Below are 20,576 nucleotides of genomic sequence, written 5' to 3' on the forward strand. Positions count from 1 at the left end.
ATGTCAATGTCCAACCCGAAAAGCGATGGCGCGATCACGCCTTTGACTTTGGCCGCTGCGTCCGCGCACCGGCCCGGTCCGACGCCCGCCGAGGCGCGCATGGTTATCGTCCTGCTGTGTGTCTTCTGCGCGCTGCCCTTCCTGGTGGGCGACCAGCCGACCTTCCTGACGTCCGTGAAGGAGACGGGCATCACGTCGCCGCAGGGCGACACCAATAAACAGCTCATCCTGCTGGTGATCTACGGCGTGACCGCGATCGCGCTCGCGCCGAGGCTGACGGTCGAGGGGCGCCGCGCGATCGGCTGGCCGCTGCTGCTGCTGCTGGCCTGGGCCGGGCTCTCGGCCGTCTGGGCTGACATGGCCGGGATCACGCTGCGCCGTACGGTGGCCCTGGGCGGGACGTTCACGCTGGGCATCCACATGGCGCTACGTTGGCCGCCGCGCGAACTCGCACGCTTGTTGTGCCAGGTTGCGGTGGTCGTGCTGGGCGCGTCGTTCGTCATTGCCCTGGTTCTGCCAAGCGCCGGGCTCGATCCCGAGCATCGCTTGCGTGGCGTGTTTGCGCACAAGAACTCGCTCGCTTCGTTCGCCGCGCTGGCCCTGGTGTGCGCTGCCGACGCCCTGGCCGATCCGCATAGGCGACGCGATCGCCTTCCGTGGTTCACCGCCCTGTTGAGCTTGATGGGCCTGGGCCTGGCCGCCTCGGCATCGCCGATACCCGCAGCCGCGATTGCCGTGCTGGCCGTCTTTCGGCTCAACGCCCTGAAGCCCGATTCGCGCCACCTCTTGTCGACCCGCCTGTGCGCCGGGGCCTTCGTCGCGACCGTCCTGCTGCCCTGGATTGCGCCGTCCATTGGCGAGCTCGCCCTGCTGTTCGGCCGCAACACGGATTTTTCCGGACGCACGCTCGTCTGGCGTTTCGCACTCGAGTTTTTCCAGAGAAATCCCTTGTTCGGCTACGGCTATGCTTCTTTCTGGTCCGGACCGGCGGGCCTGCTGTTTGTCAGCTATGCGCATTTTCCGGTAGCGCACGCGCATAACGGGACGATGCAGCTCTTGCTCGATTGCGGCGTGGTTGGCCTGGGCCTGTTCGCCACGATCCTGGCGCGTGCGCTGCGCGCGCTCGCCCGGGTGCTGCATGCCGGAGATCGCCGTACCAATGCCTGGATAGCAGGCTTCATGGTGCTGTACACCTTCGCCAATCTGGCGGAAACCCATCTGCTCGAACCGAACGACTTGTACACGGTCTTGTTCGCCTACGTGGTCGTGCGGATCAACCTGGCACGCGCCGCCGACACACGCGCCTTACCGTGACACCAACGCCACCCACAAGTGACCTCATCATGCGCCCACCAAAAGTAGCAATCGTCCACGAATGGCTCTCGACCTATGCCGGGTCGGAGCGCGTTCTCGAACAGCTCATCAAGCTGTATCCGGCTGCCGACATCTTCGCGGTCGTCGACTTCCTGCCGGACAGCGAACGTGGCTTCCTGCAGGGACGACCGGTCACCACATCGTTTATCCAGCGGCTGCCGTTCGCGAAAAAGCATTTTCGCCATTACCTGCCCTTGATGCCGCTGGCCGTCGAGCAGTTCGACCTCGGCGGCTACGACCTCATCCTGTCGAGCAACCATGCGGTGGCCAAGGGCGTGCTGACGGGGCCTGACCAGCTGCACGTCTCCTATGTCCACAGCCCGATCCGCTATGCCTGGGACCTGCAGAGCCAGTACCTGCGCGAATCGGGACTGCGCACCGGGCTGAAATCGTGGATCGTGCGCGCGTCCCTGCACTACATGCGCCTGTGGGACACGCGTACCGCCAGCGGCGTCGACTGCTTTGTCGCGAATTCTTCGTTCATTCGCCGGCGGATCAGCAAAGCGTACGGGCGCGACAGCAGGATCGTCTTCCCGCCAGTGGATGTCGCCGGTTTTTCCGGAGAGGCAGAGAAAGGGGATTTCTTTCTGGCCGCCGGCCGCATGGTGCCCTATAAAAAAATGCCTCTTATCGTCGAGGCATTTGCACGCATGCCGCAGCACCGTCTCGTCGTGATCGGGGAGGGGCCAGATTTCGAGCGCTGCAAGGCCCTGGCCACCCCGAATGTCACCTTGCTCGGCTATCAGCCCTTCGACGTGTTGCGTGACCACATGCTGCGCGCACGCGGCTTCGTGTTCGCCGGAGAAGAAGACTTCGGCATCATGCTGGTCGAAGCGCAGGCCGCGGGCACGCCACTGATTGCTTACGGCAATGGCGGTGCGCGGGATATCGTGCGGCCGCTCGGCGCCAGCGCGGTACCGACCGGTATGTTCTTCGAAGAACAGACCGTCGAGTCGATCGTCGATGCCGTCAGCCGTTTCGTGGCCCACGAGCCTGCGATGACGCCGCTCGCCTGCAAGAGCAATGCGCGCGCATTCAGCGCGGAACGCTTCCGTGCCGAGATGGCAGCGCTCGTCGCCGAAGAACTGGCTGCGTTCGATGGACGGCAGGCTGACACGGTGCCGCACAGCCATACGAACGCGCAGGCATGGCCGAACGGTATCGAAGCATCCGCGCGCGCGCCGTCCCGCACGCCCGTCGCGGCATCGTCGCCACGGGTTCAGTCCGAACCCGCGATTGTGCAGGAGTTGTCATGAATCCAGCCCAGTTACTAGCCGTATTGAAAGGACGCCGGCGCGAGGCGCAATTTGTTTTCGCCGCATTTGCCGCTGGCATCTTCGCCACGGCATTCATGCTGCCCGTGCAGTACACCGCGGGCGCGTCTGTTGTGCTGAACCTGAAATCGGCGGATGGATTGTCGAGCATCGCCCTTCCGGGTGGTCTGGTGTCGACCCATATCGCCACGCAGATAAATATCGTGCAGAGCGATCGCGTGCTGCAGAAGGCCGTTGACGCCCTTGGCCTGGCAAAACGGCCCGAATGGCAGCGCAAGTGGCAGGCGAGCGCGCTTGGCAAGAAGGCCTTCCAGGTTTGGGCTGGGGAAACGCTCGGGAACAAGCTGGTGGTCAAGCCGGTGCCCGACTCGAGCGTCCTGACGGTGTCCTACACGAGCAGCGATCCGGCTTTTGCCGCCGAGGTCGCCAATGCCGTGGTCCACGCGTATATGGCGACGGGCCTCGAAATGCGGCTCGAGCCCGCGCGACAATACAGCCATTATTTCGAACAGCGCGCCGCGCTGCTGCGCGTCAGCCTGGAGCAGGCGCGTGCGAAACTGCTGGATTACCAGCGCTCGAATAACCTGATCATCACGGACGAAAAAATCAATCTCGAGGCCGACCGCCTGCACGAGCTCAGCTCGAAGCTCACCGACGCCAAGGTGGCGGCATCGGAATCGTCGGCCCACCGGCGCCGTGCGGCCGGCACGCCCGACAGCGCCAAGGAAGCGCTCGGCGATCCGGTCGTTGCAGCGCTCTCGGAAGAAGCGTCGCGCCAGGAAGCCAACTTCGCCGAACAGTCCATGCGCCTCGGCGCCAACCATCCGCAGGTCGTCGAACTGGCGGCCCGGATCGCCGCGCTGAAACAGCGCCGCGATGCCGCGATCCGGAAAACGCTTGGCAGCCTCGACGTCGCCGACAAGGTCAATCAGACACAGCTGCAGGACCTCGAGAAAGATCTCAGCGCCCAGCGGACGCATGTACTCGATCTGGAGGCGCGCCGGGTCGAGGCTGGCCTGCTCGAGCGGGAAATTGCGAACACGCAGCGCGCCTATGATGCCGTGCTCGAAAAGGCCAGCCAGGCCGAGCTGCAAAGTGGCGACAACCAGTCCGAGATTTCGATCCTTGGCACGGCTTCGCTTCCGCTAGACCGCCCGCTCATACGCCTGCTTAAATACCTTGGCCTTGCCTGCGGTGGCGCGGCATTGGCAGCGCTCGCTTTTGTGCTCGTCCGCGAGCGCTTTGACCGCAGGATCCGGACTGCCGACGACATTACCGCCGATCTCGGCCAGCACTTGTTGGCGACGCTGCAGCCGCCGGCCGGGGCCAGGCCGGGCGCCCATCCGCTGTTTTCGCTTTCCCGTGCCAAGGCCGAAGCCTCGTCCTCTGGATCCGCCGAACTGAAGGGAGCAGTACCGAAATGAACGATATGACGCATCTCCTGCGGGAACAGGAGCGGAAGTCCACGGCGCGCCCGGCTGAGGAGCCCCAGCCGATCGGCCGCATGCTGCAGACACTGCGCGGCCTGTCCGACCAGCAAATCGAGGAAATCGTCGAGTACCAGCGCGTCCACGGCATGCGGTTCGGCGAGGCCGCGGTCGCGCTGCGCCTGGCAAGCGATGGCGATATCGTCGAACTGATTTCCCGGCAGTTTCATTACCCTTACGATTCGAATCCTGACGCGTCGTCGGCGCTGCCGGCCGAACTCGTGGTGGCGAAAAATCCGTTTTCCGACGGTGCGGAAATCATCCGCGACCTGCGCACCCAGCTGCTCATGGGCATGACCGGCGTCGAGGGACAGCGGCTTACGCTCGCGGTCACGAGCGCACAGACGGGCGACGGCAAAACCTTCGTCGCAACCAACCTCGCCGCCGCCTTCAGCCAGCTCGGCACGCGTACACTGCTGATCGATGCCAACATGCGCAAGCCACGGGCCGGTTCCGTCTTTGGTGTGCCTGACGGCAGTCCCGGGCTCAGCACCATCCTGTCCGGACGGGTGCTGAAATACGCACTCCATCAGGTTGCGCCGTTGCCCAACCTGTTCATCCTCGCGGCCGGCCCGGTGCCGCCAAATCCGCAGGAATTGCTGCAAGGGGCAAGCTTCGAATTGCTGCTCGACGAATTGCAAAAAGAATTCGACCACATCGTCATCGACACATCCGCGAGCGAGAGTGGGTCGGACTTTCGCATGGTGGCCGCCCGCACGGCCGCCACGCTGGTGGTGGCGCGTCAGGGCAGCACGTCCTACAACGCACTTGCCGCGGTTGTGCAAACCCTCGCGCGCAGTTCGACCACACTGGCCGGCGTCGTCATGAATAGCTATTGATGGCCAACACCGCGTTTTCTCGATCGCGATTGGGACACAGCATGGCGCTGTCCTCGCGCCTTGGCGCCCGCGTGCTGGCGTGCCTCCTTGCGTTCGGCGCAGCGACGCCCGCGCTTGCGCAGAAAGGCATCAACGGCAACGAACTCTACACGCTCACCGGGCAGGAGCTGGCTGCGACGATCGCGGACTACCGGCAGCTCGGGGTAAAGTGGGTGCGTTTCGATTTCGACTGGAGCGTCATCGAACCGACGCCGGGACACTATGTATTCGAACGCTACGATCTGGTGGTCGAGCGGCTGGCGAGAGCCGACATGCACGTGCTTGGTTTGGTTGCCTACACGCCTGCGTGGGCCAATGGCGGCAAGCCCGGAAAATACCATCCACCACGCGACCCGGCCGCGTTTGCCAGGTTCGCTGCCCGGCTGGCGGGACGCTATGCCGCCAAGGGCGTCCATGCCTGGGAAGTATGGAACGAGCCGAATCTCGGACAATTCTGGGGTAACGCGCCGGATCCCGTCGCATACACCGCATTGCTCAAGCTCACCTATACGGCGGTCAAGAAGGCGGATCCGCAGGCGTTCGTCGTCTCTGGCGGTCTCGCACAACCCGCGACGACCGCCACATCGATCGAATCGCTGGCGTTTTTGACTGCGATGTACCGAAACGGCGCGCAAGGACATTTCGACGCACTGGGAAACCATCCATACACTTCGCCCAGAATACCGGGTGAATGGATGGCCTATAACTGGCGCAAGATGACCTCGACATCGCCCAGCGTCCTGTCGATCATGAAACAGTATGGCGACGCGGACAAGAAAATCTGGATTACTGAATTTGGCGCGCCCACGGGCGGGAAGAGTCCCTGGGGCACCGTGATCAGCGAGGAGCAACAGGCCACGATGGTCGAGCGAACCCTGGCTGCGGCTTCGTCCGCGCCATGGGCCGGTCCTGTCTTCTGGTACAACTATCGCGATTTCTGCCGGTATCAAGCTGATGCCGATTCCGAATGTTTTTATGGCCTGAGGCGTTTCGATGGATCGCCGAAACCGGCTTTCGACAAATTCCGCGCAAGTCCGTAGCCAGGACGTTGCGGCTCATCGCAAGGAAATGCAATGAATCCCCTAGTTAGCGTGGTCATCCCGACCTTCAATCGAAAAGCGCTCGTGTTCCAGGCGCTCGACAGCGTTGTGCGGCAAACCTGCCGACCGCTCGAAGTGATCGTCGTCGACGACTGCTCGTCCGACGGCACGGCCGAGGCCATTCGCGCGGCCAGCTACCCTTTTTCCGTCGAAGTCGTGTCCCTGCCGACCAACCAGGGGCCTGCGGCTGCACGCAATGCCGGGATCCTGAAAGCCGCTGGACAATATATCGCGTTCCTCGACAGCGACGATGCCTGGCTCCCGGAAAAGCTCGAGCGCCAGCTCGCACTGTTCGAATCCTTGCCCGACCCGCACCGTACGGTCCTCTATGCCCAGGTACGGCTGCAAAGGCGGCACGAGGTCCTGGTGCGGCCCGTGCGTGCAAAGGACGCCGGCGAGTCCATCGCGGACTATGTGTTCGCGAACGGCGGCTATCTCGACCAGAACACGGTCATGCTGCCCACGCTGCTGGCACGCGCGGTGATGTATCGCACTGACATGCGGCTGCATGAGGATTGGGATTTCTACATGCGGCTGGAAGAGCAGGGGGCGGCGTTCGTCATGCTCGGCATGCCGCTTGGCGTTACCTATGACAACAGTGACTCTGGCAGGGCAAGCGCGGCTCAGCCGGCGCGTTCGATGGCCCTGCTCGAAGAATGGCGTCCGCGGATCTCCCGGCGCGCCTATTTCGGCCTGCGGGCAAGGATCGCGCCCCAGCTGCGCGGACAGGCGCCGATGCGCGCATGCTGGTTCGTCCTGGACGCCTACAGGAGGGGCGCGATTTCGCACTGGATGGCGCTTGTGCTGATCGGCCGCCTCGTCCATCCCGACCTGCGACAGCTTGCGTACTATCTCCGCGGCAAGCTCGCCCGCACTACGCCGGCTGGCGTTCGATGATGTCGTTCAGAATGCGATCGATGATATGAAAATCTATCCAGTCATCCTCTCCGGCGGCGCCGGTACCCGCCTGTCTACCTGGACGGCGTCAGCAACTCGCTGGTGCGCGCCGAGAGCCGCATCGTGGCTGTGGTCGGGGTGAAAGACCTGGTCGTGGTCGAGACTGCGGACGCGGTGCTGGTGGCGCACAAGGACCAGGTCCAGCGGGTCAAGAACATCACCGTGCCGAGCACTGGGTGGTCGTGTCGGGCACCGCGCGCGTGACCTGTGGCGACAGCGTCAAGCTGCTGGCCGAGAAAGAGTCGACCTACATCCCGATCGGCATGACGCACCGCCTGGAAAACCCGGGCAAGCTGCCGCTGCACCTGATCGAAGTACAGTCGGGCAGCTACCTGGGCGAGGATGACATCGTGCGTTTCGAGGACGTCTACCAGCGAGCGTGATCCCTACAGAGCCCATCGTGAAGGTCCGGCACGGGCAAGACGAGCGGGGTCGCCGGCAAGATCAGTACGATATACCCGCCGCGCCGCAAGATGAGCTACACGGCCGCTGTCTGGCGCGACGGGCAGGATTAGGTGAATGCCGACGCGGCACATGAACGGCGCCGCTATGACGCGCGGAGCGTTCGCCCGACTGGAGGAGATCGGCGATGCCTCTAGGCAGGTAGCCCTTCGGCACAAATGCTTCCGTCGGTTTCACATTTGTCCGTAGCAAAGAATAATAAAGCCGTTAGCTGCGACGGTAGCAAGGGTTTTTCCGTATCGACATCGGAGAATGGATCTGCACGTTTGCTTTTCCGTCATGCGGGATAGGGATGGGTCACTGTGCGGACAGACACCATGCTGATCCTCATCACGAGCGCGATTGCTCATGTCGCATCGACGGTCACCAGTACCCTTGCGTCACCACTGCAGTAGTGTGTGAAACACCCGGCAGCGCTAACTGGCGTGACGTTACCAGCGCGGCATTTTGCTGTGTCACCTGGTCCATCTGACGGATTGCCGCGTTCACTTGCAGGATGCCTTCGCTCTGTTCCTGCGACGCGGTTGCGATCTCCGCAAGCTCGGAAACGGTAACAGAACAGTAGGTAAGTTGATGGGTCTGCCTGATCACCTGATGGTGGCGCCCTTGAGTTCGCACTGCAGGAATCTGTCGAACTCTTTGAGCGGCAGAGGCCTGGAAAACAAATACCCCTGGCCTTCATTGCAGGCGGCCTGGCGCAGGGTCTCCATGACCTCTTCCGTTTCGATTCCCTCTGCCACGACGACCAGGCCCAGCGCATGGGCCATGTCAATGACGGCCTTCACGAACTCCCTGTTGCCGTTATCGAACGACTGCTCATCAAGGAAGGAGCGGTCCAGCTTCAGGACGTCGACCGGAAATCGCTTGAGGTAGGACAGGCTCGAATAGCCGGTGCCAAAGTCATCGAGTGACAAGGTAATGCCAAGGCGCTTGAGGCGCCGGAGCACATCCGCGGAGTGCTCGGTGTCGTCGATCAGTGCGCTTTCCGTAAGTTCGAGTTCGAGCGCGTCAGGGGGGAGACCGGACGCCTGGAGGGCATGCCCCACCTCGGCAATCAGGTCGGTACCGTGCAACTGCCGAGCCGAGACGTTGACCGACACCTGCAGGGTGACCCCATACTTCTCACGGATGCGCTTTGCCTCGCGACAAGCTTCATGCAGCACCCATGTGCCGATCGCGGCAATGTGACCGCGCTCCTCCGCGATGGGGATGAAGTGGAGCGGTGGGACCTGGCCGAACTCGGGGTGGTTCCAGCGTAGCAAGGCCTCCATGCCGCGCGTCTGCATGGTCCGCAAATCAATACGCGGTTGGTAATGGAGTTCGAACTGTCCGAGCTCCAGTGCACGCCGCAGCGCCATCTCGAGTTGCAGCGTGCGCTTCACTTCCACGCTCATCGCAGGTTCGAAGAACTGGTAAGTGTTGTCGCCGGCGGCCTTCGCCCTGTACATCGCGGTATCGGCATTCTGGAACAACAGTTCCGGGCTGCTGATCTCATGGTCCGACAGGCTGATGCCAATCGACGCGCCAACGCAGATCTCCAGCCGATCGAGCTGGAACGGCACCGTCAAGGCCGTCAGCAGGCGCTGCGCAATCGCGGCGGCGGCATCCCGGCCCTGGCAGTTCGCGGCCACGACGAATTCGTCGCCGCCGAGCCGCGCCACGACATCACCCGGGCGCATGCACGATTGAAGGCGCTGGCTGACCTGTTGCAGCAAATGGTCGCCGGCAGCGTGCCCCATCGAGTCGTTCACTTCCTTAAAACGGTTCAGGTCGATGAACAGTACGGTCGTCGCCACCTGGTCCGGGGCCGCGGCCAGCATGCCCTTGAGGTGTTGGTTCAGCCAGGCGCGGTTCGGCAGGCCCGTCAGGGCGTCCCGCGTGGCAAGCTGTTCGAGTCGCGCCTCGGTATGCTTGCGTTCCGTGATGTCCGTGACGAACGCACTCAGCGACAACAGCTCGCCCCGATCGTCGCGCGTGATCGTCTGGTTCACCAGCACATGCATCGTGCGTCCCTGCTTGTGCCGGAGCGTGGTTTCGATTGCATGGTCCTGGTTCCCCGACTGGCCGATGTGCAGGGCCATGTTGCGGTCTTCGGAGAACAGGATGTCGATGATGCTTGTTCCGATCAGCTCGTCGCGGGCATAGCCGGAGAGCTGGCAAAGGGCGGGATTGACTTCCTGGATGATGCCGTCGGCACTGGTCAGTACATAGCCGGCCGGCGTGATCGCAATCATTTCCCGGAGACGCTTTTCGCTATCGTGCACGGCCAGGTCGCGCCGCACGCGTTCTGAAATATCATGGAAAAATACCGACAGGCCGTCATCGCGCGCATAGATGCGCGTACTGATCCACGCGCCGGCCGGCTCATAGAAGATGTCGAACGACGTGTTCTCGCGCCGGTCCATTGCACGTCGGTAGATCGCGGCAGCCGGCGACTCTCCCAGACCCTCCGCCACATCCCAGAGCACCTTGTTGATGGGCTCGTCGCGACCGAGCCCGACGAAGGCGGCGGCAAGCGTGTTGGCATAGGTGATTTCCCACTTCGCGTTCACAGAAAAAAAGCCGTCGTCGATGCTTTCCAGGATAGCGCGCACGTGCGCATGCGCCTCTTGCAGTGCCAGCTGGGTCAGGTGCTTTTCCGTCACATCCCTCGCCGTTGCATAGATCAGGTCGCTGCCGGACGGTCTGCGCAGGCTCCAGTCCAGCTGGAGCGCCCGCCCATCCTTGCGCAAGCAGGGCACATTCGAGGACAGGTAGCCCTCCTCATGCGCCAGCGTCATCAAGTCGTGGGTTGCTCCGGCCCGCCCTTCGGGACTGACATAGTTCATCGCATCGCGGCCGATGAGCTCCTCTGGTTGGTAACCCAAGGTCTGCTGGAGGACTTTGTTAACGTGAAGGATGTTTCCTTCAAGATCCAGCAACATGATGATGTCAGGCGAGTTTTCGATGAGCGCGCTGTTCTGCTCGGCCATGCGCTCCAGCCGGGTGAGCATTTCCTTCTCGCGCCTGATGTCACGCGACACGAGCACGGCGCCGATAACGGCGCCGGTAACGGGCTCGGTCACTTTGCAGATCTTGGTTCCCAGGGCGATGTACTCTCCGTTCCGTTGGCGCTTGCGGACCTCGAGCACATCGGGCATGTGCTCGCCGCCGACCATCCCGGTGAACATCTCGCGTGCGCCAGCCTGGTCATCCGGATGCAGGAATGCACTCGGGAACTGACCGATCATCTCGGTGCCCTTCCATCCAAGGACCCGCGTGTACGAAGATGAAACATGGATATACCTGCCGTCCGATCCACAGTACGCGATCAGGTCGGTGCTGGTGTCGAGGATGCTCCGGAATTCCTCCTCGCTTCGCCGTGCCTGCTCGAGGCAGCTGGTCTGTTCGGTGACGTCGACGATCGCCCCGGTGAACCCATCGAACTCCCCGGACTCGCCAAAACGGGGCCGGCCGGTGGTGATCACCCAGCGGGTACAGTCATCCGTACACACCATTCTGTGCTCGTGACGGAATGGCTCGCGCCGCGCCATCGCGCCGGCGATCGCCTCGGCAGCGGACAGACCGTCAGTCGGGTGCGTTGAACAGAGCCATTCAAGAAAAAGGACTTCACCCATCGGGGGCAATACGCCAGGCACATGTTCGGCCATCGTGCTGGCACCGCAAGCGTCCGTGGTCCAGAAACTGCCAATGATCGGTTTGTATTGTTGTGGCATGGCGATGGGCAATTCAAGACTGAAAAAAAGGTGCACGGCTTCAATCCGCACTGCCGAAAAAACGCGCGTGATGGTCGGCGCTCAGAAAGCAGCCGAGTGACGGCAAGGGCATTATGGCGATAATGCATATCGAATAGATTTGCCGCTACGCAAAATCGGCATCGCGTTGTCCTTACGCAACATGTTCGCGTTCACGCCACAACCCGGTGCCGGGGACCTGGCCCGGACTGTGCATAAGAAAAAAGCGCCGTGATCCGGGCGGAAAGCCGGCTGATGATGCCGGTGCCATGTATTGCGCTGGTCAATCGAGGCGCGACCTTGCAGACCTGCGTTGCAATAGACCGATGAGGCGGTCGAGGTTGACGGGCTTGACCAGGTGTTCATCGAAGCCGGCGAGCAGGGACTCCGCCTCATCTTCCTTGCGGCCGCGCCCGGTCAACGCAATCAGGTAAGGCCTCGGGGCAGCCTGCATCAGTTCCCGTGCAACCTCGAGGCCGTCGACACGCGGCATGCCGAGATCCAGGATGACGGTATCCGCTGGCTCGCCGTAAAAGCGCTGCAGCGCCTGTTCGCCGTCATATGCGACGCTTACGCGGGCGCCCCGGGCGCGCAGCAGCATCGCCAGGGACTCCGCTGCGTCGACATTGTCGTCGGCCACCAATATGGTAGTGTCGAGCCCGGCCAAAGTGGCATCGGCGACAGATGTGGCCGAGGCGTCGGGCCGGCCGGCCGCCAGCGGCAGGCGCATCGTGAAGGCGGAGCCCCGGTCCTTGCCATCGCTCGTAGCGGTGAGCGTGCCGCCATGCAGTTCCGCCAGACCCCGCGCCAGGGACAGGCCGATGCCCAGGCCGCCCTGGGCCAGGTGGCGGGCGCTTCCTACCTGAACAAACGCTTCGAAAACATGCGGGAGCATATCGGGCTCGATGCCGATCCCGTTATCGCTGACGGTGAATACTGCGTACGGTTCCGACACCGTCATCACGACGTCGATACGGCCGTCCGGCGGCGTGTACTTGGCCGCGTTATTCAAGAGGTTCGACATGATCTGCGCAAGCCGGACCGGATCGGCATCGACCCACACGGGACCGTCCGGCAGAACGACCTCGACATGATGGCGCGCGGCCTCGATCAGCGGCATGCTGACCTGGAGCGCTTCATGCACCAGCCCAGTCAACTCCAGCAATTCCTTGCGCAACTCGACCTTTCCACGCCCGATGCGCGATACGTCGAGCAGGTCGTCGAGCAGCCGCCCCATCCGGGAACTCTGCCGGCTGATCATCGCCGCCAGCCACTCGACGCGCTCCTGCTCCGCACGCTGGCTTACCAGCAGGGATGCCGCGTTGGCGATCGGTGCCAGCGGATTACGTAATTCGTGGGCGAGCGTGGCGATGAAGACGTCTTTTCGCAGGTCGGCTTCCTTCAGTTGCTCCATTGCCTGCTTGCGTTCGGTGACATCGAGCGCGAGGGAAAATACCGTGTCGATTTCTCCTTTTTCGTTGCGCAGGGCCGAGTTATGCCATTCGCACTCGAGGACGCGCCGGTCTCGGGTAATGTTGCGGTTTTCGCTCTTGATATACGTGACGTCGCTGCCGACCAGTGCATCCATCATGGCGTCGACGGCGTGGGTGTCGTCCGGGTGGATCAGCCCAAGGGCATCAATGGGCTTGCCGAGCACGTCGCTTGCCGGCCAGCCGAACAGTTCCTCCGCACGCTTGCTCCACCTGCGCACGATGCGATCGCTGCCCCACTCGATGGCTGCCAGTGGCGTGTTCTCCAGAAGTGCATGGAGCCGTTCGAGATACTGTTGCAGCGCCTTGTCCGCCCGGATCCGCTCGGTGACGTCGCTCACGACCACGACTCTTGCGGCCAGCTTGCCTTCGCCGGTGCGGATTGGCGCTGCGCTGACGGAAAAGACACGCTGCTCTCTGGCCTCGATGTTTTCCACCACCTCATGTTCGAAGGCGCCCTGCGCGGCCGCCCGGTTGGCCTGCGCGGTGACCATCTCCATCACGCCGCCACCGCCACCGATCAGTGCCATGCCGCGTTCGTTGATGATCGAGCGCTGCTCATCGTCGTCGAAGATGAATACGCCTTCGGGCAGTTGGCGCAACACGGCAGCGATCAGCTCGTTCGACTTTTCGCGGACGCGCGCCTCGATCATGCCGTCGAATGCCGAGCGCAGACGCGCATGGACGTTGAGATTCTCGGCCCCCAGGACACCGAGCAGGAACAGGGAACCTAGCAGACCGCACAGGCGGCCAGCATAGAATCCGGTGTCGAATGACTGATTGTTGAAGGATGCCGCGAGTGCAATGTCGACGGTCCACGTCAGCATTGCAACGCTCAGCCACAAGTCGAGCAAGGTCCTCGGCCGCTTTTGCAAGACTGCGGCAAATGCCAGGACGGAGACCGATAGCGCGGCGCATATCCCGGTGTAGTAGACGCCGCCCATGCGACGGTCCGCTTCGAGGGAGGGCACGACGGTATCGAGGCCGGAGCGAAGACCGATCACGATGAAAAGCGCAACGCACAGCAGGAACGCTAGCTGGTGGTGAAGCACGACAGCTGAGGGTTTCCGGCTCGTCAGTGCGTACCCGAGGACGCACATCGAGAAGACGCCGTGCCAGCCAAGGTAAAGCCAGTCGTTGGCCTGACTGTTGTTTATCGAAGCAAAAAGGCTGATCAGCTCCGGGAAAAGCAGCGTGTAGGCGCAGGCGGCGAGTGAAGAAAACAGGTAGCCCAGAGAAAGAAGCAACAGCGCAAAAGAGCGGCGCATTTGCAGTTGGGCTATCAACAACAGTGCCGTGAGCAGATTGGTAACAGCAAGCCCGGCACTATGAATGGCGACGATTCCCACTGCTGCGCTGACTGGTGCTTCGGCAAAAGGGGATACGCCAATAAAGAAAGCAATGCCAATCAGCAGTACAAACAGGACAAGGCGCCATTGGCTTGTGCTGGGAGCGCGATTTGCAAGTTCTGTGAGTTTTGGCTGAACGCTGAAGGACATGTCCGTTTCATGGTGGATGACAGCGTATTGATACTACTAGGAGATCATGACCTTGAATACAGTGCAACTAATTTTTCCTTGTTGTTGAGAAACTAGATGAGCGTCAGCGCGGAATCCAGCGACCGTGAAGCCACTGGCGAAAGGCTTGATGGTGCCGCGCTCGGGATCCGTGCTCGCTACGCGGCCTGACGTCTGAATATGGATTGGTTGCGCCGAAAGAATTGGTTCATCTGCGAGCAGGGATCTTCTCGTTGGCTGGACGAGCTCGACAACGGACTAGGCTTGTTGCGCCGATTTTACGAGCTCACCGCTGTCGTACAACGAGGAAAAGTGATTTCATGTAAATTAATATGAGGTCGAGTTACAACGAGTAATAGACCAAAAACACAACGCTCAGCCATGCTCGGCTGTGATTGTGGCTTTTGGCGAGCGATCAAGTATTCTCATAGCGATGTTTAGCCGTGCCGCTTCGTACTTGGGGCTGCCCGGGGCAGGGAGCCCGCTCCGTAGTCTGGGGGAATATTAAGGCGGAAACATGACCGAAGGACGATTTCCCTCTTCACAGGCGTGGCTCGAGCGCGCTCAGTGCGTCATTCCCGGCGCCCACCATCTGTCGGGGCGGGTGCTCACGACGCCCGAGCGCTCGCCAATGTATATCGAGCGAGGCTCTGGTTGCCGGATCACGGATGTCGACGGGCACGAATACATCGACTATCTGATGGCCTTCGGTGCGTTCCTGCTCGGCTACGCGGACCCTGAAGTGGACGCGGCGGCGCGCGAGGAGCTCGAGCGCGGCTCGCTGTTGTCCATGAATCGTCCGCAGCACGTGCTGTTCGCCGAAGCGCTGGTCGGGCAGTTCGATGCGGCCGACATGGCCGTGGTGCTCAAGACGGGGAGCGAAGCGACGACCGCCGCCCTGCGCATTGCCCGGCGCGCGACGGGGCGCCGCCGTGTCGCACGGGCGGGGTATCACGGCTGGCACGACTGGTGTCTGCCGCTAGAGAATTCAGTTCCCGCCGGTCTCGACGCACAGGTTCTGGAGTTCAACGCCAACGATCCACATTCGCTCGAGGCCCTGTTCACCGTTTTTTCTGGCGAAATCGCCGGCGTCATCCTGGCGCCGGAGATGGTATTGCCGCCAACGCGGGAGCGGTTTCAAGCCCTGCAAGACCTCACGCATCGCCACGGCGCGCTGTTCATTCTCGATGAGGTGAAGACAGCATTTCGTACTGCCCCCGGCTCCGTGCAGGCCCGCTTCGAACTCAAACCCGATCTGACCACCGTCAGCAAGGGCCTCAGCAACGGCTGGCCGATCGCGGCGGTGGTGGGGCGGCGCGATGTCATGACCAGCGCCGCGGGAATGCATCTGTCCGGAACCTTCCACGGCGATACCGCGGCCATGGCCGCCGCCTTGACCACCTTACGTATCATTCGGGAACGCGACGTTGCCAGCCATGTATGGGCGCTGGGCCAGCGGCTGATCGACGGCCTGAACGCCATCGTGCGCGAGTTCGATGTGCCCGCGCTGAGCTACGGCGAGCCTTTCCCGCCGATGCCCTTTCTGCGGTTTGATCACCCGGCACCCCACATCAACGATGCGATGCGGACAGTGTTCTACGAGGCGATGCTCGAGCGCGGCGTCCTCCTGCATCCCCGTCACATGTGGTTTATCAGCCATGCCCACGAGCAGGATGACATCGATATGACGCTCGAGCATGCGCGCAGCGCGATGCGGATCGCCAGCCAGCATTGTCGGGCTTCCTGAACGGGGCAGTGATGGACCATCGAACCGCCAGCATTCAGCGAATCGTCGACCGCTATCTGCGTGCCGAGGCTACGGTGTCCATGATCGTGATGGAGCTCGTGCAGCAGACGGAGGATACGTCGGCACTGGCCCGCATCTTACCCACGCTCACCGGCGACCCGGCGAAGCTTCGCGCGCTGGCGCAGCACCTCGCCGACAATGAGCCAGGCTGCAGTACCATCGTCAGCATGATCCGCCAGCGCCTCGATTTCTCGGAACCTGCCAGCGACACCGAAGAGGGCATCGAGCGATGCCGACGGTTGTTCAATGCGTCCGTGGCGCAGAGCGAGGAGTCGAGCGTGGCGCTTTACTCACTTGGAAACCCCGTGTTGCTGTCTGCGGCGACGGACGAGGTCATTGGCGTGATGGACGACTGGGGCGTCTTGAAGCCAGACCGGGATGCCATCGAGCTGGGCTGCGGCATCGGGCGCTTGATGGCGCCCCTTTCCTGGCGCCTGCGGTCCGTGACCGGCACCGATGTCTCGCCTGGCATGATCGCGGCGGCTACGCGCCGGCTCGCAGCTTGTTCGAATGCTTCCCTGCTGCTGACTGACGGTAAAGACCTGTCGTCGTGGGGGGCGGCTTCGGTGGACCTCGTCTACAGTGTCGATACCTTCCCTTACCTCGTGCTTTCCGGGCGGGCGTTGGTCGAGCGCCATTTTGAAGAGGTGCGGCGTGTATTGCGCCCCGGGGGGGATTTTGTCCTTTTCAATTACGCTTACGGTCGCTCACGCGAGGAGAACAATAGCGAGGTGCTCGGCTTAGCGCAGCAGGCGCAATTGCAGGTCATCCGTGCCGATGCATCGCCATTTCAAATCTGGAATGGCGTCGGCTGGCAATTGAGGAAAGCCTAGCGTGCGAATTCTTTACCTGTCGCCAGGTTTCCCGCCGAACTCGCATCTGTTCTGCGTCGCTGCGCGAGCGCGCGGCGCGAACGTCCTTGCGGTAGGCGATATGCCCGCGCAAGATCTGCCGCCGGAAGCGCGCCAGGCATTTGACGCGTACGTGTTTGAACCGCGTATGGGAGAGTACGAGTGCTTGCTCGGCGTCGTACAGTCCCTGATCGCGCTGCATGGTCCCATCGACTTTGTCGAATCGAATGGCGAGCACTGGCTCGAAGTGGAGGGCCGCCTGCGCGACGACCTTTGCATCGAAGGCCTCTCGGCGCAAGACGTCAAACGCCTGCGCAGCAAGCTGGACATGGCACGGGCCTTCGAGACAGCGGGCGTGCCCCACCCGCCGGGCATCCGCTGCGTGTCTCCCGAGGTCGTCAGGGACTTTGCCGCAACGCACGGCCTGCCACTCGTCTTCAAGCCCGATAGCGGCTCCGGCGCGACGTCCACCTTTCGCGTATCGACAGAGGTCGAACTCGACGCCGCTCTGCTTCTACCCCTCGATAATCACATTGTCCAGCCCTTTGTCGATGGCGTCATCGTCACCTTCGACGGCCTGGTCAACCGCGAAGGCGGCGTGGTCTTCTGCACCTCGCATGTCTACGATAGCGGGATCATGGAAGTGAGAACTGGCGGGCTCGATGGCTATTATTATTCGCTGCGCAGCATTCCCCCTGCGCTCGAGGACGTCGGCCGGCGTGCGCTGGCGGGGTTCAGCCTGCGCCGGCGCTTCTTTCACCTTGAATTCTTCTGTCGTCCCGACGGGTCCTACGTCGCGCTGGAGATGAATGTGCGCCCGCCAGGCGGCTACACCACCGACATGATGAACCACGCCTGCGACTTCGACGTATATGCACTATGGGCCGCGGTCATGATGGGTGATTTGCTGGAGGACTATCGGTACGAACGCAAGTTTCACACGGCCCACGCAGGACGGCGTCACGAACGCGCCTATGCCGTGTCACCCGCGACGCTGAAGGAGCAACTTGGGGACACCCTCGTCCTCGTCCAGTCAGTTCCTGACGCGTTCGCAACAACAATGGGCAATACGATGTACATGCTGCGGCACCGGCAACTGGCGCCGCTGCTTGACGCTATCAAATTAGTGCAACTGCCAGTGGCCGAAGGTAAAAATGATTGAGCGGCTGACTGGTGCTCTTGCAGCATAGCAGCTGATCGTTCGCGATACCATGCGCGTAATGCTCAGCGGCGGGAATAGTAGTCACAGCACTGTGAAATCAAAGTAAGGCCCGTCATTGCCGGGTGAAGGTACTGTGACCTTGGTATGGTATCGCGAATGGTACCGGCCGGAGGAAGCCTAAAATGCCAGGCAATTCATGGGCTTGCCTCAGCCATTGATCATCGAGCGGGAGTGAGGGTGTTTTTAAGTATCTGATTTTTAAGTAAATCTGGCGAGCCGTTGATCTTTCGAACCGAATGATCAACGGCTTTTTTTGTTTCCTCCTACGATCTCGTTTATAAGTTGCCTTGAGGTATTATTGAGGGGATTATCACATCGCGGAGCACGACATGAAGTTGGAGTCATTGGCAGAGTTATTCTCGCGCCATACGTTTGAAACCCCGGATTATCAGCGCGGGTATGCATGGCAGGAGGAGAATGTTCTCGAGTTTTGGTCGGACCTGGAATGTATCGCGGTGAATAACCCGCGCCATTTCATGGGTACCTTAATCCTTGAGGTGGCCGGAGCCGGCAATCGCGCCCTTGTAGTAGACGGCCAGCAACGCTTGACGACGACGGTATTGCTGATTTCGGCGCTGGCCGATGCGCTTCATGTCGGTGGGCTTTCTGAGGTCGAGCAAGAGGTACGGACCCGCTTTCTCGGATCCGCCGAGCAACCGAAATTCAGGTATGGAAGCACGCACGACGCGTGGCCCTACCTTGCTTTCCATGTCTTCAAGGACGCTGCGTATGTCGCGCGAGCAGCTGAATTCGACAGCGCCTATACCCAAAATCTTTCAGGCGCCCTGGAAGCCCTTAGGGACAGGGTCAATCGTCTTTCGCCTGCCGCGCTCCTTCAACTGCGTGACAAGATTGAAAACAAGCTCCTGTTCAACGTTGTCCAAGTGGACCCGGCCCAGTTCAACATTCACGTAGCCTTTGAGTCCATCAATCATCGGGGCCGCCCCCTCACTTGTCTGGAACTGCTGAAAAACCGTCTGATTTACCTGACGACTATGATTCAGAGCGCCGCCATCGATGAAGAAACCGGTGAGCAATACCGGACAGGGCTGCGAACGGCTGTCAACTCAACCTGGAGTGATATCTACAACTGGCTCGGGCGCTGCGGTAAGACACCGTTGGACGAGGATGAGTTTCTGCGAACTCACAGTATCGTCTATTTCAAGGCCGATACTTCCGAAGGGGGATGGCTCGAAAATCTGCTTTTTAAAACAAAGTTCAGCGTCGCCAGCGCTACCGGCGGCAAGCTCACCGCCGAGGAGTTGACCAGATACCTGAACAGCATGCGGCTTGCCGCACTCCTGTGGTCACACATTCGTCGCCCCCGCGATATGCCGGAAAAACAGATGCTGTGGCTGGAGCGAATCGAACATGTTCACCGGCCGGTATTCGACCCGCTTATCCTTGCCGCCTACATGCGCATGGTCGAGGGAAAACAGGTGGCGATTGATTTACGCAAGACCGAGGGCGAGGACGAGCAACTGGTTGATTTGCTGGTCGAGATCGAACGCTTCATTGTGCTGATTTATTTGATCAGTGGCCGGCGTGGCCATACCGGCCGCAAAGATTTCTATCGGCTCGCCCATCTGTTATACGAAGGGAACTTGCGCGATGACGGCGTGCCGATGGGTACTGCCGACTCGCTTGTGTATGCAGCGCGGCATGTGAAAGCATCGGCTGACAATTTCGGGCAGTGGCTGAATGGCGAATGGACTTATGAAGACAACGAGTTCGGCTGGTATGGTTGGATCAATCTCGAGGCCTTCGCGACACAAATGAAGCGCGAATTGCAGTCGGGCGACGGCTATTACGGGCTTTCGCTGACCAAGGTTCTGCTATACGAGTACGAGGATTACTTGCGCAGCACCCACAAGGGCGACCGCAAGGTCAAGTGGGGATCCGTCGGCAACGAAACCATCGAACATATTTATCCTCAGGATTCGACCCAATGGACGAAGTTCAATGAGAAGTTGGGCACCCGTAACAAGAAGGGAAAGCGCAACAGCTATTGTCATTCGCTGGGAAATCTCCTGCTCCTGTCGAGAGGGAAGAACGCCTCGCTTCAGAACAACCCGTATAAAGGTAGGCATGAGGATAACGCGAAGCGGGCCCGGTTTGCGAACGGCAGCTTCTCCGAGACCGAGGTCGCGGCAGAGTACTCGGACTGGTTGCCCTCGCATATCGAAAAACGAGGTCAAAAGCTGCTGCGTTTTGCAGAACAAAGGTGGAATTTTTCGTTTGATAAATGGGATATCGATGACCTGAAGGAAATCCTCGTGTTTAACAAGGACTGAGCCCGTCCGCAACGATGCGTTGACGACGAGCAGTGTGGCGGGCCTTATCGGCGCGACATGCTTTGTCGCGTCCCCACATTATCCTATCGGTCTCTTCAACGCAAAACGGAGAATCGATGACAATCACGT

General features: G+C 61.3%; 12 protein-coding genes and 1 pseudogene. 11 read left to right on the forward strand and 2 right to left on the reverse strand.

Annotated features, from left to right (window positions below; translation table 11 throughout):
• The first annotated feature begins 6 nt into the window (after nucleotides 1-6).
• From ACI48D_RS20140 to ACI48D_RS20170, 7 genes and pseudogenes are all read left to right on the forward strand, one after another.
• The gene (locus tag ACI48D_RS20140; RefSeq protein WP_435573029.1) at nucleotides 7-1,314 is read left to right on the forward strand and encodes an O-antigen ligase family protein; all 1,308 of its coding nucleotides are present in this window, start codon (nucleotides 7-9) and stop codon (nucleotides 1,312-1,314) included.
• A gap of 29 nt (nucleotides 1,315-1,343) precedes the next feature.
• Nucleotides 1,344-2,630 carry a glycosyltransferase family 4 protein gene (locus tag ACI48D_RS20145; protein WP_435573030.1) on the forward strand — a complete coding sequence of 429 codons (1,287 nt, stop codon included), beginning with the start codon at nucleotides 1,344-1,346 and terminating at the stop codon, nucleotides 2,628-2,630.
• Complete coding sequence (locus ACI48D_RS20150; protein ID WP_435573031.1) at nucleotides 2,627-4,072, forward strand: chain length determinant protein EpsF; 1,446 nt, start codon at nucleotides 2,627-2,629, stop codon at nucleotides 4,070-4,072. Before ACI48D_RS20145 ends, ACI48D_RS20150 begins: the two co-directional genes overlap by 4 nt.
• A complete protein-coding gene (locus ACI48D_RS20155; protein WP_435573032.1) occupies nucleotides 4,069-4,974 on the forward strand; it encodes a polysaccharide biosynthesis tyrosine autokinase in 906 nt (301 codons plus the stop codon). Before ACI48D_RS20150 ends, ACI48D_RS20155 begins: the two co-directional genes overlap by 4 nt.
• A gap of 41 nt (nucleotides 4,975-5,015) precedes the next feature.
• A complete protein-coding gene (locus ACI48D_RS20160; protein WP_435573033.1) occupies nucleotides 5,016-6,053 on the forward strand; it encodes a cellulase family glycosylhydrolase in 1,038 nt (345 codons plus the stop codon).
• 33 nt (nucleotides 6,054-6,086) lie between these two features.
• The gene (locus tag ACI48D_RS20165) at nucleotides 6,087-7,010 is read left to right on the forward strand and encodes a glycosyltransferase family 2 protein (RefSeq protein ID WP_435573034.1); all 924 of its coding nucleotides are present in this window, start codon (nucleotides 6,087-6,089) and stop codon (nucleotides 7,008-7,010) included.
• A gap of 93 nt (nucleotides 7,011-7,103) precedes the next feature.
• A pseudogene (locus tag ACI48D_RS20170) lies at nucleotides 7,104-7,453 on the forward strand (cupin domain-containing protein); the annotation flags it as partial.
• Between the two features lie 666 nt (nucleotides 7,454-8,119).
• Here ACI48D_RS20170 and ACI48D_RS20175 read toward each other — a convergent pair.
• Nucleotides 8,120-11,284, reverse strand: a complete 3,165-nt coding sequence (locus ACI48D_RS20175) for an EAL domain-containing protein (RefSeq protein WP_435573035.1) — start codon at nucleotides 11,282-11,284, stop codon at nucleotides 8,120-8,122.
• Nucleotides 11,285-11,549: 265 nt separating this feature from the next.
• Nucleotides 11,550-14,255 (reverse strand): ATP-binding protein, encoded by a 2,706-nt coding sequence (locus ACI48D_RS20180; protein WP_435573036.1) that lies wholly within the window; start codon nucleotides 14,253-14,255, stop codon nucleotides 11,550-11,552.
• Nucleotides 14,256-14,790: 535 nt separating this feature from the next.
• Here ACI48D_RS20180 and ACI48D_RS20185 point away from each other — a divergent pair.
• The 4 genes from ACI48D_RS20185 to ACI48D_RS20200 all read left to right on the forward strand — a co-directional run bounded on the left by ACI48D_RS20185 (nucleotide 14,791) and on the right by ACI48D_RS20200 (nucleotide 20,447).
• Nucleotides 14,791-16,020, forward strand: a complete 1,230-nt coding sequence (locus ACI48D_RS20185; protein ID WP_435573037.1) for an aminotransferase class III-fold pyridoxal phosphate-dependent enzyme — start codon at nucleotides 14,791-14,793, stop codon at nucleotides 16,018-16,020.
• Nucleotides 16,021-16,031: 11 nt separating this feature from the next.
• On the forward strand, nucleotides 16,032-16,913 hold the full coding sequence (locus ACI48D_RS20190) for a class I SAM-dependent methyltransferase (protein WP_435573038.1): 882 nt from the start codon (nucleotides 16,032-16,034) through the stop codon (nucleotides 16,911-16,913).
• Nucleotide 16,914: 1 nt separating this feature from the next.
• Nucleotides 16,915-18,093, forward strand: a complete 1,179-nt coding sequence (locus tag ACI48D_RS20195; protein WP_435573039.1) for an ATP-grasp domain-containing protein — start codon at nucleotides 16,915-16,917, stop codon at nucleotides 18,091-18,093.
• Between the two features lie 389 nt (nucleotides 18,094-18,482).
• Nucleotides 18,483-20,447 (forward strand): DUF262 domain-containing protein, encoded by a 1,965-nt coding sequence (locus tag ACI48D_RS20200; protein WP_435573040.1) that lies wholly within the window; start codon nucleotides 18,483-18,485, stop codon nucleotides 20,445-20,447.
• Nucleotides 20,448-20,576: the final 129 nt, after the last annotated feature.

The organism is Massilia sp. LXY-6 (assembly GCF_051233485.1).
GTDB lineage: Bacteria > Pseudomonadota > Gammaproteobacteria > Burkholderiales > Burkholderiaceae_D > Telluria.